Origin of the sequence: Nitrosopumilus sp. b1 (assembly GCF_014078545.1) — an archaeon.
GTDB lineage: Archaea > Thermoproteota > Nitrososphaeria > Nitrososphaerales > Nitrosopumilaceae > PXYB01.
The window spans coordinates 21,650-36,402 of record NZ_MU078713.1 but is presented as its reverse complement, the minus strand read 5'-3'; the positions used below and the strand labels follow the sequence as shown (position 1 = coordinate 36,402).

The window sequence follows — 14,753 nt, the reverse complement described above, 5'->3', positions numbered from 1 at the left end:
GACTATATCAGAGTCAAACTGAACGATGGGAATGAATCTTCAAGGAAAAGTTGCTATAATAACTGGAGGAAGCAGGGGTATTGGTTATGCAACAGCAAAGTTGTTTTTAGATTCAGGGGCTGATGTAATCATCACATCAAAAAATTCTAAGACACTTAATGATGCAGCAAAGAAACTAGGTGGATGTTTTGCCGTCTCTGCCGATGTTACAAAGACCATAGAAGTTTCAAATGTTGTCAAAAAGGGGATTGAGAAATTTGGAAAAATCGATATTCTAGTTAACAATGCTGGAATTTTTCCAAGAATAAAAAAATTGCATGAGATTGAAGAGTCAGATTGGAATAATGTAATTGATGTAAATCTTTCAGGACCGTTTCGTTATACAAAAGAGGTAATTCCACATATGCTAAAAAACGGTGGAAGTATTATCAATATTTCATCAGATGCTGGTCTAAAGGCATATCAGGATTTTAATGCAGATGCATATTCTGCATCAAAAGCTGCTTTAATCTTACTTACAAAGACATGGGCTCTGCAATATGCTCCCAATAAAATTCGAGTAAATTGCATTTGTCCAGGGGTGGTAGATACTGATATGACTGCTCCGTTTATGAGAACAGAAGCTGATAGGGAATTTATGAATAAGGATCATCCAATTGGAAGAATTGGGACTCCTGAAGAGGTGGCAAAAGCAATATTGTATTTTGCATCAGATGATTCAGCTTGGACTACGGGAGCCGTTTTAGCAGTTGATGGTGGCGAGTCTGTAAAGTAATCCTATTAATAGATCCCAAAGGAGCTTGAAATATTGACCATAGAGAGAAAAAAGAAGGCAAAGCTGATAATTTTGCTTGGGGTGATATGGTTTGTTATTTCATTGCCATTACCATGGATAATCAACAATCCCGAAGTTTCGCAATCCTCATTTAATACAATTTTAGGAATTATTGGAATTATGTCAATTCCATTTATCATACTAGGAATTGTTTGGACCCTAAAGCCTGAACTAACAACTTGAGATGTCTATTTTAGAACCACCTGTAAAATCACTACTTCCAGAACTTGTTATGGCAATTGATGCAGCCCAAAAAGCAGGTCAAGCAATTCTCAAAGTTTACAGTACTGATTTTTCAGCTGAGACAAAAGATGATGATTCTCCAATAACTGAGGCAGATTTGAAGAGCAATGAGATCATCAAAAAGATTCTTTCTAAAACTGGGCATTTCATTTTATCAGAAGAGGATGATGATGACATGTCAAGATTGCAGGAAAGAAAGCTTTGGGTAGTAGATCCGCTAGATGGGACACTTGACTTTGTAAACAAGACTGGAGAGTTTACAGCTATGATTGCACTTGTGGAAGATGGGAAGCCGATCTTGGGTGTGATATACTGGCCAACTCAAAATACCATGTTTGTTGCACAAAAAGGAGCAGGTGCATTCAAGTTTGATGATGATACTTGGAGTAAGATTTCAGTTAGTAGTGTGTCTGATTTAGGAGAAGCAGTAGCTGTTGGTAGCCGTCATCATTTGTCAGATGAGGAGAAGAGTTTTTTGGAAAAATTAGGAATAAGAAAGTTTTCTGGAATAGGCAGTTCGCTGAAAGTTGGAATGATTAGTGCCGGAGAAGCTGATGCATACATTACCACCACAAACAAGATGAAAGAATGGGATTCATGTGCTTCATGTTGTATCATTCATGAGGCAGGTGGCAAGATGACAGACATGCTTGGAAATGAAATGATTTACAACAACGAGGACGTTGGACACCAAAATGGACTACTGGTAACTAATGGTAGAATTCATCAAAAAATTTTAGACGCGTTTAAAAAATAGATTATTGGATGTAGTATTCCAGGACAGATTTAGAGCCGTTTCTCTTAATTTTGAGAGTTAATGATTTTGATTTATCGATATCAATCAGCTCTGCAATATTTTTTGGAACTAGAAGATAGACACTTTGTTTGATTTTTGTTGGTTTTATTGCGATTCCCATCTTAGATTTCCCTTAGTTTTTGCTTAGGAAAATCTAAGATAATACTAAGTGTTTGTAATCAGATTACATACATTTTGTACATTTTCTGAGATCTGATATCTATGAAGATACTATATTCATAGGAGTTTTATAGATGTACCAGTTTTAATTTGGCAATGAAGACACAAACAATTCTAGGTGTTTCATTAGCAGCGATTTTTGCCATAGCAATGATTGTTCCAGTAACTGCATCTGACTCTTGGTTAGGTGTAGATGACAGTAACATCGTAGCTAAAAACAAGAATACATCAACATTGACAATAACCGCATCTGATGACATTCCTAAGAATGCTGGAGAAGGGGTTCTAGCAGGATTTGGTTGGTTATACGCAAATGGTCCCGATACTGTTTTTGCAGTAACAACACATAATCCTGTTCGAGATTCTCATCAAAATCCTGACAAGTGGCATGCACATAATGTAGTTTTAGGAGGAAGTGCAGATGCAGCCCTAGCAGATCTATGTATCCATAGTCTCTCAGGGTATGTTCAAGCAGGGATTTCCATTAAAGACAATATTATGACAATCAATACTGGAAAGAATACTCTTTCAGGTGATTTGGCAGATGGTGCACTTGCATTCCACATTGTTAATGAGCCTACAGCATGTGGTGAGACAATACTCGCAAATGGACAGCCAAGTGGATTAAATCTTGGAGTTATTGTCCAATAATCTCTTTTTTATTTTTAATCAATTACAAAAATAATAATTGAAATAACTAAAGTAAATTCTTTGATTTTAGATATTCTTTGATTCTGTTTGCAGATTCTTCTAATGTTTCATGTTCTGCATCAATGACTAGGTCAGCATTTGGGGGTGCCTCATAAGGATCATCAATTCCCGTGAATCCCTTAATTTCACCAGCTCTTGCTTTTTTGTACATGCCCTTTACATCTCGTTCTTCACATTTTGCAAGTGAGCATTTTACATAGACTTCAGAGAATTTATCTCCTGCATCTACAACTTTGCGAGCATTTTCTCTATTTTCAATATATGGACTGACAAGTGAAACTGCAACTGGAACCTTGTGCTTTAGAAGTAATTTTGCTAAATGTGCCACCTTTTTGTTGTGCTCATCTCGTCCTGCTTTTGAGAAGTCTTTTGGAGATAACCACTCTCGTAGCTCATCACCATCAAGCATTGCAAGGTTTGGAATGTTTTGCTGGAGTTTTTTGACTATCGTAGTCTTTCCGGAACAAGGAAGTCCAGTCATCCATAGAACAAAAGTCATGTATTTTACAGGCACAAAAAACGCTTTAAAGACCTTACGAAAGGAACCAAGTAGTTTTTTCCAGATAGCCGATCTCTTTTATCATATCATCTATTTTTTTGCTAATTGCCATAACAGAGCGGAATTGTTCAAACATCTCCTGCTCCTCCTCCTTTGATAGAACCTCAGAAGATGCTTGATCAAAGAATTTGTCTTCCTTTTCGAGATGATCACGAAGATAAATTGCATATGTTCGAAGAAACCTTGCAACTGGTTCTCTAGCATCCTCACCATTCTTCCATCGGGTCAGGTGTTTTGCAATGCTGCTTGCAATTCTTCTCCCAAACTCATGTTCTATCATGAATTTTCTTATTTCCTCTTTTAGATTTCCATAACTTGCAACACACGCAAAATACGAGTCCTCCTCTCTTGAATAATGAATTGAATCCAAAAATTCTGAAATTATTATCGTGATCTTTTCTATATCAGAAAAAGGAATATCCCTTCCTGCGTAAAGTTCCACCTGACACTTGTCTACAATCTTTTCCAGTCTACGGATGTGTTGATGGTCTTTTCGTAGGGTGTCTGTTGCACTCAATGTGGGTCTATCTAAAGTTGTAGGCTTTAACTTGTGTTGATTGCAAAAAGAGAGACGTTTCCAGATTCCTTGGAGTATATACCAAAGTGCGGCTTTGCCATACCAGTTCCATAGTATCCCTCAGGTCCTCCCAATCCAATCCTGATAATGTAGTTGCTATCTTGCTTGATTGGTATGGATATTTGTTCAAGGGAATGTTCACCAATTTTTAGAAACTCGTATCTTAGGTTTCGTAGCTGATTCGTTACTGTACCATTTCTTTCCTCCAGTACAGCCTCCATATGTTCATGGCCGCAAAAGATTACAAAATTATCTAGTCTTTTCTTTGCATGATTAAATGCAGATTTTGCCGTATAATGGTATCCGGCATAGCTGAAGAACTCAAAATCCTCCTCTGATAGTCTCTGCCAGCATTTCTCATATAGCCAACTTTCATCACCAGCATTTTCTGGAGTAATCATAGTAGGATCCAAGGGACCACCATGCACGCAGATGATCTTATTTTTTTCATCAATGTATTCCTGACGTCCAATGGAACCATCTTTATTTTTCTTAAAGAATGATAGATCATCTTCAGTGAGTATCTTGTGTGCATGTAAACTCTCAAATGAGCTACCACTTACCTTTCTCCTATACAAGAATCCCTCATCGTGATTTCCATTTACAGATTCAAATGGATATGATTTTGAGAGCTCTGAGAATTTTTCTAGCACCTCCTTTGGATGTGTTCCCCTCTCCAAGACATCTCCAAGATTTAGAATTCTTGAAAACTCTCCAAACTTTTTCTTAAAGGATTTATCATTTGCAACTTTGAGTATAGACTCAAGTGCTGAAAAATCTGCATGAATGTCGGTGATTATTAGATCCATTTCTGTATCAATTGGTTACAAGCTGCTAAACGATTATTTTGATGTATAGCGTGAAGTATAACATGTCAGAGTTAAGAACTCAAATCAAAGATGCATTAGAGAAATTTGACTCGTTGTCTCCAGAAGAGATTGTAAAATTTTTGAATGTAATGAGTGACGAGTTTAGGACAGATATTACTAGGGAATACTTGACAGGTAAAATTGCAAAGCTTGCTGATATTTCTGATGAGAATGAAAAGGTCACATACTGCAAGCAGTTTAGACCCTACTTTGATTGGTATCTAAGCGGTAATTAATTAAATTCCAACATGGAATCGATCATCGATTGTTTTACCTAAGTGGTCCCAGGTTTGAATCAATAATGCCCTACTCAATATAGTTTAGAATTTTGTCTACTGGTCGATGGATCCGTTAATTCAAGAGGCTATAAGGAATCCCACTAGTGAGCAAGCATCAAGTGTAATGAGCGATATCACGCCTGATATCCTCAAGGATACCATGCCATCAATTCTTCACAATCTAGATTCGGGTGTACCATCTGAAGAATTAGCAGAGAATACAGTCGATGGAATTCTTACCACAGTAGAGAAGACAGTTCTAGGAGATGCATTTGATTTAATGTATGACAAATTTGGTGAAAGGATATTGGATATGGTATTCAATGGAGCATTCTTAAAAATATTTGAAAAAGTTTCGCTGCTTTTTTCCTAGACATCTAAAGAGTCTTTGAGGCCTTTGTATCTATTTCGAATAGTAACTTCAGTTACATTTGCAGCTTCGGCAATATCCCTCTGAGTTTTATCTTCACCATTTTTTACACATGAAAGATAAAGTGCAGCTGCTGCCAATCCCATGGGATCTTTTCCTGCAGAAACTTCATTCTCTTGTGCCTGTTTGAGAACCTTGATTGCATAACGTTTTGTTTTTTCACCAATTCCAATACGGCTTGCAATTCTTGCAACACATTGAATTGAATCAGTAACTGGCATTTTTAGGTCTAGTTCTTTTACAAGCAGGCGATAACATCTAGCGATATCTTTTCTTTTGATGTTTGCTGCCTGTTCTACGTCTTTGAGGTTTCTGGGAGTTTCTGTATCACGGCAAGCTGCATACAATGCAGAGGCCATTAATGCAGAAATTGATCTTCCTCTTACAAGTCCCTTCTCCAATGCCTTTCGGTAGATATAAGCTGCTTTTTCAATTACAGCATCAGAAATTGCTAGCTTGTCTTTGAGTCTGTTAAGTTCTGAAAATGCCTGTCTAAAGTTTCTATCAACTGGTTCATGTACCTGGCTTCTACTGTCCCATGTTCGAAGTCTTTCGATGGTACTCTTCATTGATGCAGTTAATGGTCTTCCAGAAGCATCTTTGTTTACTGGGTTGATAATTGTTGCAAGCCCCATATCATGCATTGTTAATGATGTAGGAGCTCCTGCTCTTGCTCTGTCTCCATGTTCATCCTGTGTAAAGGATCTCCATTCAGGACCTGATTCTTGTAGTTTTTCTGTTATTACAAAGCCACATTTGGAGCAAAACATCTCACCTGATTCATTATCAGTGACGAGCTTGCCCTGTCCACATCTTGGGCACATTTCTTTTGGGTTTACTTTTTTTACCATTGTATCACGAGGTAGGAATCTTTAACAAAGAGCTATTTAAAAACCATGAATTTTTGGGGGTTTTACCCTATTCATGGCTAGAATCTCAAATTTCACGAAGACACAAAAGCCATACATGCCTATTCTATCATGGTACAGGAAGAATGTCGCTAAGAATTCTGCTTATTCTGGCAATTGCTTGTATTGTAACACCTGCATTTGCCGATACAATAAAGCACTCACTAGAAGGCGGAATGGATATTCAGATAACATCTCCTAATTCAGTAATTATCGGTCGAGATTTTTCAGTGTCTATTCTGGTGGAGAATAATGGTTGGGAAGATAAAAGAGATGTTCTGTTTGTTTTCAAACCAGATGCATCGATTACTCCAGTTTCATCAAATCAGATATTTATCGAAAAGATTGAGGCCGGTGGATCGTATGGTTCTACATTAGAATTTTCGGTAAATGATAATGCAAGAGATGGAATGCATTTTCTAAATGTAGATTATTCCCATGTGTTATTAGCAAATAATGAAACACCACAGAATCCATTACAAAAAAGCATTGCAATGGAGTTGGTTGTAAAGGAGCAACCAAAAATAAATATTCACACAATAACACCGGAATCAATATTTGCAAACGCAGAGTTTCCATTTACTGTAGAAATTATATCTGAAGATTCAGATATTTTAGATGTAACCCTGCAGGTACTTCCTCCTAAGGATGTAGAGTTTAGAGGTGAAACCATGCACACCTTTTCTAGCATACAAAAAGATAATCCAATTAGCATTACTTCAAGAATTTTAACTCCAAGTGATGAGATAAACACTGAATACAAAATTCCTTTTCAAGTAATCGTCCAGTATAAAGATGACGCAGGTGAAGAAAAATCAGATTCAAAAACAGTTTCTATAGTTATGCGACCGAGAACATTTTTTGAGCTAACTTCAGACGGCGGTTTTTGGATTGGTGATTTTTTTATTGCTCCTTATGTTAGTCTTGGAACGATAATTGGGATTCCTGTAGGAACAATTATCTCACTTGCGATAAGAAGATCGCAAAGAACTAAAAAGAAAAGAAAAGTGAAAAAATAGAAGCTGATTATAGATATGGATTCAAAAATTAAATTTGTACTAGTTATTGGAATATTGTTTTTTTCATTAATTCCAAATTCATATCAACATGGAATTGGTTCTGAAACTCTTCCTCCAGTTCCATTAGGCAACAAGCAAGTCGCACTTGAGGTTAGTTCTTCAAACGAACTGAATCCAGAAAATCCAAACAAAGAGTTTTCTTTTTCTTTGTTTGATACCTCAAATACAATTACGATTAGAGATGTAACATATCATATCAAGGCACAGAAAGGAAACACATTCCTCTTTGAGGATACATTTGAGAGTAAAAATGGAATTTTCATTATGGATCTTGTTGAGACAGACTCTCAAGAGATAGTGATTGAAAAAGAAAAGCAGGGAAGTTTTTTTGATACCTTGATTGGAGCAGAAAAGGACGTAATAGTACTGAAAGGGGCGGTTTTCAAGACCGGTGGACTGTATAGTTTTGATGTTAAAATTACTACGGCAGAAAGTTTCTCAAATGTACTAAACCCCCCTATAGAATACAAAGTCGGCATTTCTGTTCCAGATAGAACTTTTTACAAAGTTAACGACCCAAACTTTGGCACTAAAGAGATTAGTGTAATTACCTATTATGATGAAATTGAGGATTTTCAATATGACCCAGCTACAAAGGCAATTACATTTTCAATGCCATTTCAATGGAATACAGACAACATTAACCAGACGTCTGTAGTTCACGAGGAGATAACTTTCTCAAAGACTTTTGGTGATTTGCTAGTATCTGAATATGATGCATTCGTTAATGACGTAAAGGTTGCAAAACGTGTTGTAACTATTGATGGTTTTTCTGAGATTCAGAGAATAGTGCACATAGTATTAACAAAAAATGATTTGTTAGAAATCTTCCAAGCTAAAAAGGATAATTCAGAATATATGCATTTTAAATTGGTTCCAGCTAAAGGTGCCCCTCTTAGTACGGTTACGGGAAATGGACAATATAGGATAACCCTTGATTCGGAACCAAAAGAGATCAAATCAGGTTCAGAAATAAAATTTATTTTTGATATTACAGATGTATTTCTAAAAAATCGTCCGGTGGCAGTAAGCTATGACTTGATGTTAATCCATAAAGAGAATGTTGTATTTTCAACAAGTGGAATCAGTACTGATTCAAAAGAAAAAAGAAATGAGGCAATAGTAGATATTCCTGAAGGAGTTTCAGGGCCAGTAACCGTACAGTTTTTGAATCTTGGTGGAAACAAACTTGGAAATGTTGGAATTCCAGTGGTTGTAGATAGAATACAAGTTGATGAGATTTCAATTCCAGATTGGGTGAAAAACAATGCAGGGTGGTGGTCAGAAGGAACGATACAAGACTCTGATTTTCTCTCGGGCATTGAGTTTATGATTAAAGAAGGAATCATTGTGGTTCCACCAACCCAAAATCAACTAGGTGGAGACCATGGAATTCCAGATTGGGTGAAAAACAATGCAGGGTGGTGGTCAGAAGGATTGATCAGTGACAAAGAATTTGCTAGTGCTATTCAATTTTTGATAGAAAGAGGAATCGTGTTAGTTTGATTCTTCAGCGATTGTTTCATCTCTTAATTTTTCAATTTCGCTGGTAAGTTTGGCCAATGATCTTTCTATTCTACTAAATTCTGCTAATGCATATGCATCCATAGTGTTTTCAAATCTATGCTTTAGCAGTTCAAACCCATTATTTATCACAGTTAATGGGTCAACTAACTCATCTAGTTCCTTGCGATCAATGGTCTTAGCCTTCATGGGGTAGATAATGTGTGAATTTCATTTAACCTTCTCCTTCCAAATTTGGAAATGAATCAAAATGTAGGCTCCTACCTTCTGTTTTTTATTATGGCCGCTGAGGCTATCGCTATGCCTATAATCCCAGTCATTATTCCCACAATCCCGAGATCATAATTCTGAATAGAGTTATTTTCTTCAATTGAGTTTAATCTGGATTTTATTGTATCCAGCTCAGATTGTATCGTTTCATGCTGAGAAAGAATTTTTTCATTTTGTCTTACTGGAAAATCAATTTGCTCTCTGTTTTCCACCTTTGGTGGATGCATTGATTTGCTCACTGTAGTGTCACCTATTTTTCCGATTATATTGACTTGATAATATCCATCAATTGTTGGATTAACTAGGCCAAAATATTTTCCGGGAACATCATGATCTTGTAAAACATTGAGAAAAATTTTTTCTTCCTTGTATACAAGCTCCATTCTAAAGTCTTTACGTAGATCTGCTATACCTTTTTTCATATCAAATTCTTGCTCATCAAATTCTTTTGTAGGATCTAATTTACTGATGTAGAGTTCAATCCCATTAGTCTCACCGGATACTGCCGGTTCGTTAATCCAACCTATCTCAAGACGGTAATCTCCAGCAGAGTCAACTGTATGTGCATATGCAGTTGAGATTAATGGAATACAGAGTAATGAAATTATAAGAAATTTTACATGTTGCATATTGAGATCTTACCCTCAAAGATTAAAAATGTTAATCTGATTTTTTGTTTTGAGATTAATTCGGTTATTGTACCAGTTTATGCATCAGTATACATTGAAACTTCCCAAGCAGTTGGTGTTTGGGCAAAGGCAACGTACTCTTTGTATTTTATATCCATGTATTTATCAAGAAAGTCTTTTGTAAATACTTCTTCAAGAAATCCCATGTCACTTTTTAATGCATCAAGTGCACCCTTTAGAGACACAGGTAAGGAACCAATTTTGTATTCTCGTTTTTTCTCAGGAGATAACCGATAGACGTTTTCTTCGACTGGACTACCGGGATCAATTTTTCTCTTTATTCCATCAAGTCCTGCTAGTAATAGTGCAGCTTCTAAAAGATAGATGTTTGCAGTAGGATCTGGAACACGATATTCAATTCTTTTGCTCTTCTCTTGATTCCTATAATACATCGGAACTCTGATTGCGGCGGATCTGTTTCCCATTCCCCAACACATGTTAACTGGGGCTTCAAATCCAGGAACCAGTCGTTTGTAAGAATTTGTGGTGGGATTAGTAATTGCACATAACGCTTGTGCATGCTCTAAGATACCTCCTACATAGTATCGTCCAATTTGACTTAATTGTGCAATATCATCATCAGGATCATACATTGCATTTGTTTTTCCATTCCATAGGCTTTGGTGTGTATGCATTGCAGATGCATTATCTCCGTAGATTGGTTTTGGCATGAATGTAGCAACTTTATTTCGGCGTCTAGCTTTTACTCTAACAACATTTTTGACAGAAACTATGTTATCAGCCATCTTAGTCATTTCATCATAAACCAGATTGATTTCACATTGTCCTGATGTAGCTACTTCATGATGTTCGGCTTCAATTTTTATTCCAAAATATTGGTATAGATCATCACAGATGTCCTTTCGAAAGGTCTCAAGAGTATCTTTTGGTTGTGATGGATAGTATCCCTCTTTGATGTCAATTGCAGTGCTGATATTTCCTTTTGACCATGGGGATTCTTTTGATTCAATTGAATATCCTGATCCACCATAGGAATGAGTTGCTGCATATGGTGAAGGATATACATTGATTGCATCAAAAACAAAAAACTCTACTTCAGGTCCCCAGTTTGTATGTGTTAGTCCAGCTTCTGTAAGTTTTTGGTTGGCCTTGTGAGTTATACCACGGGAATCACGGTTATATCTTGAGGATTCAGTAGTGTTGCCCTCATAGATATCACAGATGATTCGTGCATTCTTTCGGTGATTATCATAATCGGGAGGTAAAATTCGAAATGTGGAAGGATCAGGTTTTAAGATCATGTCTGATCTATTTACTGCTTTGAAACCAACAATTGAGCTGGCATCTAGTTTTTCTAATCCATTTTCAAAATTTTCTTCTGAAACTGCATAGCTAGGCATACCAACTCTATGTAATTCTCCAAAAATATCAACAAACCAGAAATCAAGAAATGAAATGTTTTCTTCCTCTATGGTTTTGAAAACCCCGTTAACATCCATCTGATTTATGGTTGAATTCTCGTAATTTACCATTTGTCGTTAAGTTTGTTTGAGCTGTTGTAAAGACAAATCTTAGGATTCTGGAAGGTCTTGTTCCTTTCTACCATGAAGGATTTTCTGCATTTCATCTTCAAAGAAGAATTTTTCTCCAGAAAATGGCTTTAGATCATCAATCCATATTGCATTTTCATCATATTTTGCAAAAAATGGAATATGAACCCATTCAGGATTTCTTCCTTGTAAAATTCTTAATACGATAACTTTTTCTCCATTAATTTCTGATGCACCAAGTACATGGATTTTGCCAGGAGTAGCAGACATGCTAGGACCTCTAACCGTTCTTGCAAGACCGCTTACTTGTCTGTATGCTTTACGGAAAATTTCATGTGCTTTAACTAATGGAATTCCAAAGTAGTGTTGTGCTCCGGTATCACGAACTACAAACATGTAGTATGGTATGCATCCCAATTGGACTTGGGTTCTCCACATGTCTGCCCAGACTTGTGGATCATCATTGATGTGACGGAGAATTGGTGATTGAGTTCTAATTTGTGCTCCTGTTTTTCTAATTCTTTTTATTGCTTCTTTTACAGCTCCTGTCTTGAGCTCTGCAGAGTGATTGAAATGTGCCATAAATGCAAGATGTAATCCTTTATCAGAAACTCTCTGAAGCATTGCAAGTGTTTCTTCTGCATCATCGTCTGTAAGAAATTTGTAAGGCCAGTATGCTAATGATTTAGTACCAATTCGAATTGTTTTTAGGTTTGGTATATCGGCATCGAGAAGAGAATTAATGTAAGTTGAAAACACTTTTGCCTTCATAATCATTGGATCACCACCAGTAAACAAAACATCTGAAATTTCTGGATGTTCTCGTACGTATTGAACAAGTGAGTTACTCTCTTGCATTGCAAATTTTAGCTCATCCATTCCAACAAATTGTGGCCAACGGAAACAGAAACTACAGTATGCATGACATGTCTGGCTTTGACTTGGGAAGAACAGACAAGTCTCTTTGTACTTGTGTTGCATTCCATAAAGCTTGGTTCCATCTTTTAGTGTTGGTACATTAAGCTCCATTTGACCAGCTGGGTGTGGATTAAGCTCTAATCTTATATCGTTAGCTACTTTTTGAATCTCTTTTTTATCTGAAGAGTTTTTTAGGGTAGTTGCCATCTTTTCATAGTGTTTAGGAATCAACATTCCTTTTTGAGGAAAAGTTAAGACAAACATGGAATCTTTTGGAACGTTATTCCAATCTATGAGCTGCTCTACAACATAATTATTGGTTTTAAAAGGAAGTACATTTCCCACCACTTCCATCTCAAATTGTTTTTCTTCAGAGAATTCTTGAATTTGAGGAAGTGTACGAAAGTTTGCTAAAGTATATGATTTGATATTTGGTGATTCCTCTACACTCCAAACAGACTCTGAACTTTGCATAAGGTGGTATAATTCAATACCCTTGTTAAAGGTTAGACATTTGGAGCCTAAAAATTTAAAAACAGAATTAGTTGTTTGGGCGTGAATTTTTTGGTTATGTTTTAAAAATAGCATAAAAAAGAGATTGTAGATGGCAGAAGGAGAAGTAGTAGAAGCAGTATCAAGTCAGATTTCAGAGTTTGAGACTATTTCTGGATTACTAGCCTCTTCTGAATCATTACAGATAGCATTTACAGTTCTGATTGTTGGCATAATAGGAATTGTAACAATTTACAGGAAGTTTTCTCAATGGACTAGATCTCAAAAATTTCACTATACTAGGCCACACATTGCAAGATTTGTTCGAGTTGCAGTTCTACCATTTTTTGCAATAGCGCTTGTCTCTTCAACTAATGCTTACATTCAGACTTTTGAGTTATTCGATGATTCCGTAGATATTGATGATGATCTTTCTGCAAGTGAAACGTTTGCCAAAATTCTCAATACTATGAACATTCTAGTAATTGGATATGCAGTTGCTCATTTAATTCCCGTAATTTTGAAGAAACATGAGGCTTCAAAACTAGAGTTTGAAGATTATGAGAATTGGAGAGAAAAGAAGGGGTTTGAAGATGATGAAGGAGATCTTTTTCACAAAATGTTCAGGTGGATTCCTCCAAAACATACACCGGAAGATCTTACTGATGAAGAGTTTCAAGAAAATCTAAAAACAGAATCAGGAATAAGATACCTTGAATCATTTCACACTGGAAAAGGTGCATCAATTGGAAGTTATGAGCAGCTAGTAAAGGATCCATTTGAAGAATGGAAAAAATCAGAACGTACAAAATATCAAAAATATTATCAACAATGTGTCTCAGGAGATAATGAAGCAGGAAAAAAACTCCTACCAGGAAGAAAGATTGAAGAGATTTATCAGATTGATATTTGGCGAGAAGAAAAAAGAGTTAATGATTACGAGCCAATTGTTGCAGGAGCAAAACCACCAGGTTATGCAGAACAAAAGAGAAAAGATTTACCAAAGTCTGTTTCTCAGATCTTACCTTTAGGAATTTTTGCTGCAATAGTTTTAGGCGTGATTAGTTGGTGGGGAGTTGACCTTTGGGTTTTAGCTACAGCAACTGGTGGATTCTCAATTGGATTGGGTCTTGCTCTCCAAGAAACAATGCAAAATTGGTTTGCCTACATACTAATTAGAAAAGACAGAATTGTCGTGGAAGGGGACAGAGTTCAGCTAGAATCAGGTTTTGGTGGATATATACACAAGATTACTTCAAGAGTGACGTTTGTCAGGCATGCATTAAATGAATCAATTGCAATTATTCCAACAAGGCAACTGGTTAATGCTCAGATTCTAAACTATTCAAAAGATTTGAAGATGGTTCCTGCAATAGTCAATGTTGGAGTTTCTTATCTAAATGATCCTAAACAGGTAGCATCAATCTTGGTCAAAGTTGGAAAACGCACGATGAATGAAACTGTGGATGAGAAAGGAAAACATCTTGTTTTACAGAAAAGATGTCCATACATAGACATCAACAAGTCAAGTTGTGGTTGTGATAAGGCGCTACATGTTGATCTTAATCAGCCAATTGTAAGATTTAATGAATTCAATGATTCAGCACTTGATTTTACAGTCTGGGTATATGTAAGAGATTATGGTGCTCAATTCAAAACTAAAACAACAATGAGAATGATCATGTATGAAGAGTTCAAGAAATATGACATTAGAATTCCATGGCCAATTAGAACTGTCTATCAAGGCGATGAGAAACGTGAGGCAGAAGAGATAGGAAGACTAGATAGTGAACGACGCAAAGTTCTTGATGATTATGGTCTTGGCGATATTGGAAAGGGTGGATCTGAGGAATGATTTCTCTCAAAATTTAAGAATGCCTGTTT

At 36.4% G+C, this 14,753-nt stretch carries 18 protein-coding genes; 9 read left to right on the top strand and 9 right to left on the bottom strand.

Annotated elements, in window-relative coordinates:
- The first annotated feature begins 31 nt into the window (after positions 1-31).
- Genes C6988_RS02785 through C6988_RS02775 form a run of 3 tightly spaced genes read left to right on the top strand, consistent with a single transcriptional unit; the run spans position 32 to position 1,835 of the window.
- Positions 32-775: an SDR family NAD(P)-dependent oxidoreductase gene (locus tag C6988_RS02785; RefSeq protein WP_182133390.1), complete on the top strand. Its 744-nt coding sequence runs from the start codon at positions 32-34 to the stop codon at positions 773-775.
- 33 nt (positions 776-808) lie between these two features.
- The gene (locus C6988_RS02780) at positions 809-1,018 is read left to right on the top strand and encodes a hypothetical protein (RefSeq protein ID WP_182133389.1); all 210 of its coding nucleotides are present in this window, start codon (positions 809-811) and stop codon (positions 1,016-1,018) included.
- A gap of 1 nt (position 1,019) precedes the next feature.
- On the top strand, positions 1,020-1,835 hold the full coding sequence (locus tag C6988_RS02775; RefSeq protein WP_182133387.1) for a 3'(2'),5'-bisphosphate nucleotidase CysQ family protein: 816 nt from the start codon (positions 1,020-1,022) through the stop codon (positions 1,833-1,835).
- A gap of 1 nt (position 1,836) precedes the next feature.
- On the opposite strand, the gene C6988_RS02770 is transcribed toward C6988_RS02775, so the two are convergent.
- Positions 1,837-1,995: a hypothetical protein gene (locus C6988_RS02770; protein WP_182133384.1), complete on the bottom strand. Its 159-nt coding sequence runs from the start codon at positions 1,993-1,995 to the stop codon at positions 1,837-1,839.
- Positions 1,996-2,150: 155 nt separating this feature from the next.
- Between C6988_RS02770 and C6988_RS02765 the strand changes: the two genes are divergently transcribed.
- The gene (locus C6988_RS02765) at positions 2,151-2,705 is read left to right on the top strand and encodes a hypothetical protein (RefSeq protein ID WP_182133382.1); all 555 of its coding nucleotides are present in this window, start codon (positions 2,151-2,153) and stop codon (positions 2,703-2,705) included.
- A gap of 46 nt (positions 2,706-2,751) precedes the next feature.
- Here C6988_RS02765 and cysC read toward each other — a convergent pair whose 3' ends face one another.
- From cysC to C6988_RS02750, 3 genes are read right to left on the bottom strand one after another with little or no spacing between them, the layout of a single operon-like run.
- Positions 2,752-3,264, bottom strand: a complete 513-nt coding sequence (cysC, locus tag C6988_RS02760; RefSeq protein ID WP_182133380.1) for an adenylyl-sulfate kinase — start codon at positions 3,262-3,264, stop codon at positions 2,752-2,754.
- 34 nt (positions 3,265-3,298) lie between these two features.
- Complete coding sequence (locus C6988_RS02755) at positions 3,299-3,841, bottom strand: hemerythrin domain-containing protein (protein WP_182133378.1); 543 nt, start codon at positions 3,839-3,841, stop codon at positions 3,299-3,301.
- A 26-nt stretch (positions 3,842-3,867) separates the two neighbouring features.
- On the bottom strand, positions 3,868-4,710 hold the full coding sequence (locus tag C6988_RS02750) for a metallophosphoesterase family protein (RefSeq protein ID WP_182133376.1): 843 nt from the start codon (positions 4,708-4,710) through the stop codon (positions 3,868-3,870).
- A 62-nt stretch (positions 4,711-4,772) separates the two neighbouring features.
- Between C6988_RS02750 and C6988_RS02745 the strand changes: the two genes are divergently transcribed.
- Both C6988_RS02745 and C6988_RS02740 read left to right on the top strand, forming a co-directional pair.
- Complete coding sequence (locus C6988_RS02745; RefSeq protein WP_182133374.1) at positions 4,773-5,006, top strand: hypothetical protein; 234 nt, start codon at positions 4,773-4,775, stop codon at positions 5,004-5,006.
- 106 nt (positions 5,007-5,112) lie between these two features.
- A complete protein-coding gene (locus C6988_RS02740) occupies positions 5,113-5,421 on the top strand; it encodes a hypothetical protein (protein WP_182133372.1) in 309 nt (102 codons plus the stop codon).
- Here the strand turns inward: C6988_RS02740 and C6988_RS02735 are convergent.
- Entirely contained in the window at positions 5,418-6,329 is a 912-nt protein-coding gene (locus tag C6988_RS02735; protein ID WP_182133370.1) for a transcription initiation factor IIB, read from the bottom strand. The two genes, C6988_RS02740 and C6988_RS02735, sit on opposite strands and share 4 nt — an antisense overlap.
- Before the next feature lie 143 nt (positions 6,330-6,472).
- Between C6988_RS02735 and C6988_RS02730 the strand changes: the two genes are divergently transcribed.
- On the top strand, positions 6,473-7,405 hold the full coding sequence (locus C6988_RS02730; RefSeq protein WP_182133368.1) for a COG1361 family protein: 933 nt from the start codon (positions 6,473-6,475) through the stop codon (positions 7,403-7,405).
- 15 nt (positions 7,406-7,420) lie between these two features.
- Positions 7,421-8,971 (top strand): peptidase, encoded by a 1,551-nt coding sequence (locus tag C6988_RS02725; RefSeq protein ID WP_182133366.1) that lies wholly within the window; start codon positions 7,421-7,423, stop codon positions 8,969-8,971.
- Here the strand turns inward: C6988_RS02725 and C6988_RS02720 are convergent.
- The 4 genes from C6988_RS02720 to C6988_RS02705 form a co-directional block, all read right to left on the bottom strand.
- Entirely contained in the window at positions 8,963-9,178 is a 216-nt protein-coding gene (locus tag C6988_RS02720; RefSeq protein ID WP_182133364.1) for a hypothetical protein, read from the bottom strand. The two genes, C6988_RS02725 and C6988_RS02720, sit on opposite strands and share 9 nt — an antisense overlap.
- A gap of 71 nt (positions 9,179-9,249) precedes the next feature.
- Entirely contained in the window at positions 9,250-9,888 is a 639-nt protein-coding gene (locus tag C6988_RS02715; RefSeq protein ID WP_182133362.1) for a hypothetical protein, read from the bottom strand.
- Positions 9,889-9,965: 77 nt separating this feature from the next.
- Positions 9,966-11,408, bottom strand: a complete 1,443-nt coding sequence (glnA, locus tag C6988_RS02710) for a type I glutamate--ammonia ligase (RefSeq protein ID WP_182133475.1) — start codon at positions 11,406-11,408, stop codon at positions 9,966-9,968.
- A gap of 72 nt (positions 11,409-11,480) precedes the next feature.
- The gene (locus tag C6988_RS02705) at positions 11,481-12,851 is read right to left on the bottom strand and encodes a KamA family radical SAM protein (RefSeq protein ID WP_182133360.1); all 1,371 of its coding nucleotides are present in this window, start codon (positions 12,849-12,851) and stop codon (positions 11,481-11,483) included.
- Between the two features lie 130 nt (positions 12,852-12,981).
- Between C6988_RS02705 and C6988_RS02700 the strand changes: the two genes are divergently transcribed.
- Positions 12,982-14,724: a mechanosensitive ion channel family protein gene (locus C6988_RS02700; RefSeq protein WP_182133358.1), complete on the top strand. Its 1,743-nt coding sequence runs from the start codon at positions 12,982-12,984 to the stop codon at positions 14,722-14,724.
- Positions 14,725-14,753: the final 29 nt, after the last annotated feature.

Coding starts and splice junctions, on each gene's coding strand:
- C6988_RS02785 (WP_182133390.1), top strand. CDS start 32: ATGAATCTTCAAGGAAAAGTTGCTATAATAACTGGAGGAAGCAGGGGT.
- C6988_RS02775 (WP_182133387.1), top strand. CDS start 1,020: ATGTCTATTTTAGAACCACCTGTAAAATCACTACTTCCAGAACTTGTT.
- C6988_RS02770 (WP_182133384.1), bottom strand. CDS start 1,995: ATGGGAATCGCAATAAAACCAACAAAAATCAAACAAAGTGTCTATCTT.
- C6988_RS02765 (WP_182133382.1), top strand. CDS start 2,151: ATGAAGACACAAACAATTCTAGGTGTTTCATTAGCAGCGATTTTTGCC.
- cysC (WP_182133380.1), bottom strand. CDS start 3,264: ATGACTTTTGTTCTATGGATGACTGGACTTCCTTGTTCCGGAAAGACT.
- C6988_RS02750 (WP_182133376.1), bottom strand. CDS start 4,710: ATGGATCTAATAATCACCGACATTCATGCAGATTTTTCAGCACTTGAG.
- C6988_RS02745 (WP_182133374.1), top strand. CDS start 4,773: ATGTCAGAGTTAAGAACTCAAATCAAAGATGCATTAGAGAAATTTGAC.
- C6988_RS02740 (WP_182133372.1), top strand. CDS start 5,113: ATGGATCCGTTAATTCAAGAGGCTATAAGGAATCCCACTAGTGAGCAA.
- C6988_RS02735 (WP_182133370.1), bottom strand. CDS start 6,329: ATGGTAAAAAAAGTAAACCCAAAAGAAATGTGCCCAAGATGTGGACAG.
- C6988_RS02730 (WP_182133368.1), top strand. CDS start 6,473: ATGTCGCTAAGAATTCTGCTTATTCTGGCAATTGCTTGTATTGTAACA.
- C6988_RS02725 (WP_182133366.1), top strand. CDS start 7,421: ATGGATTCAAAAATTAAATTTGTACTAGTTATTGGAATATTGTTTTTT.
- C6988_RS02720 (WP_182133364.1), bottom strand. CDS start 9,178: ATGAAGGCTAAGACCATTGATCGCAAGGAACTAGATGAGTTAGTTGAC.
- C6988_RS02715 (WP_182133362.1), bottom strand. CDS start 9,888: ATGCAACATGTAAAATTTCTTATAATTTCATTACTCTGTATTCCATTA.
- glnA (WP_182133475.1), bottom strand. CDS start 11,408: ATGGATGTTAACGGGGTTTTCAAAACCATAGAGGAAGAAAACATTTCA.
- C6988_RS02705 (WP_182133360.1), bottom strand. CDS start 12,851: ATGCAAAGTTCAGAGTCTGTTTGGAGTGTAGAGGAATCACCAAATATC.
- C6988_RS02700 (WP_182133358.1), top strand. CDS start 12,982: ATGGCAGAAGGAGAAGTAGTAGAAGCAGTATCAAGTCAGATTTCAGAG.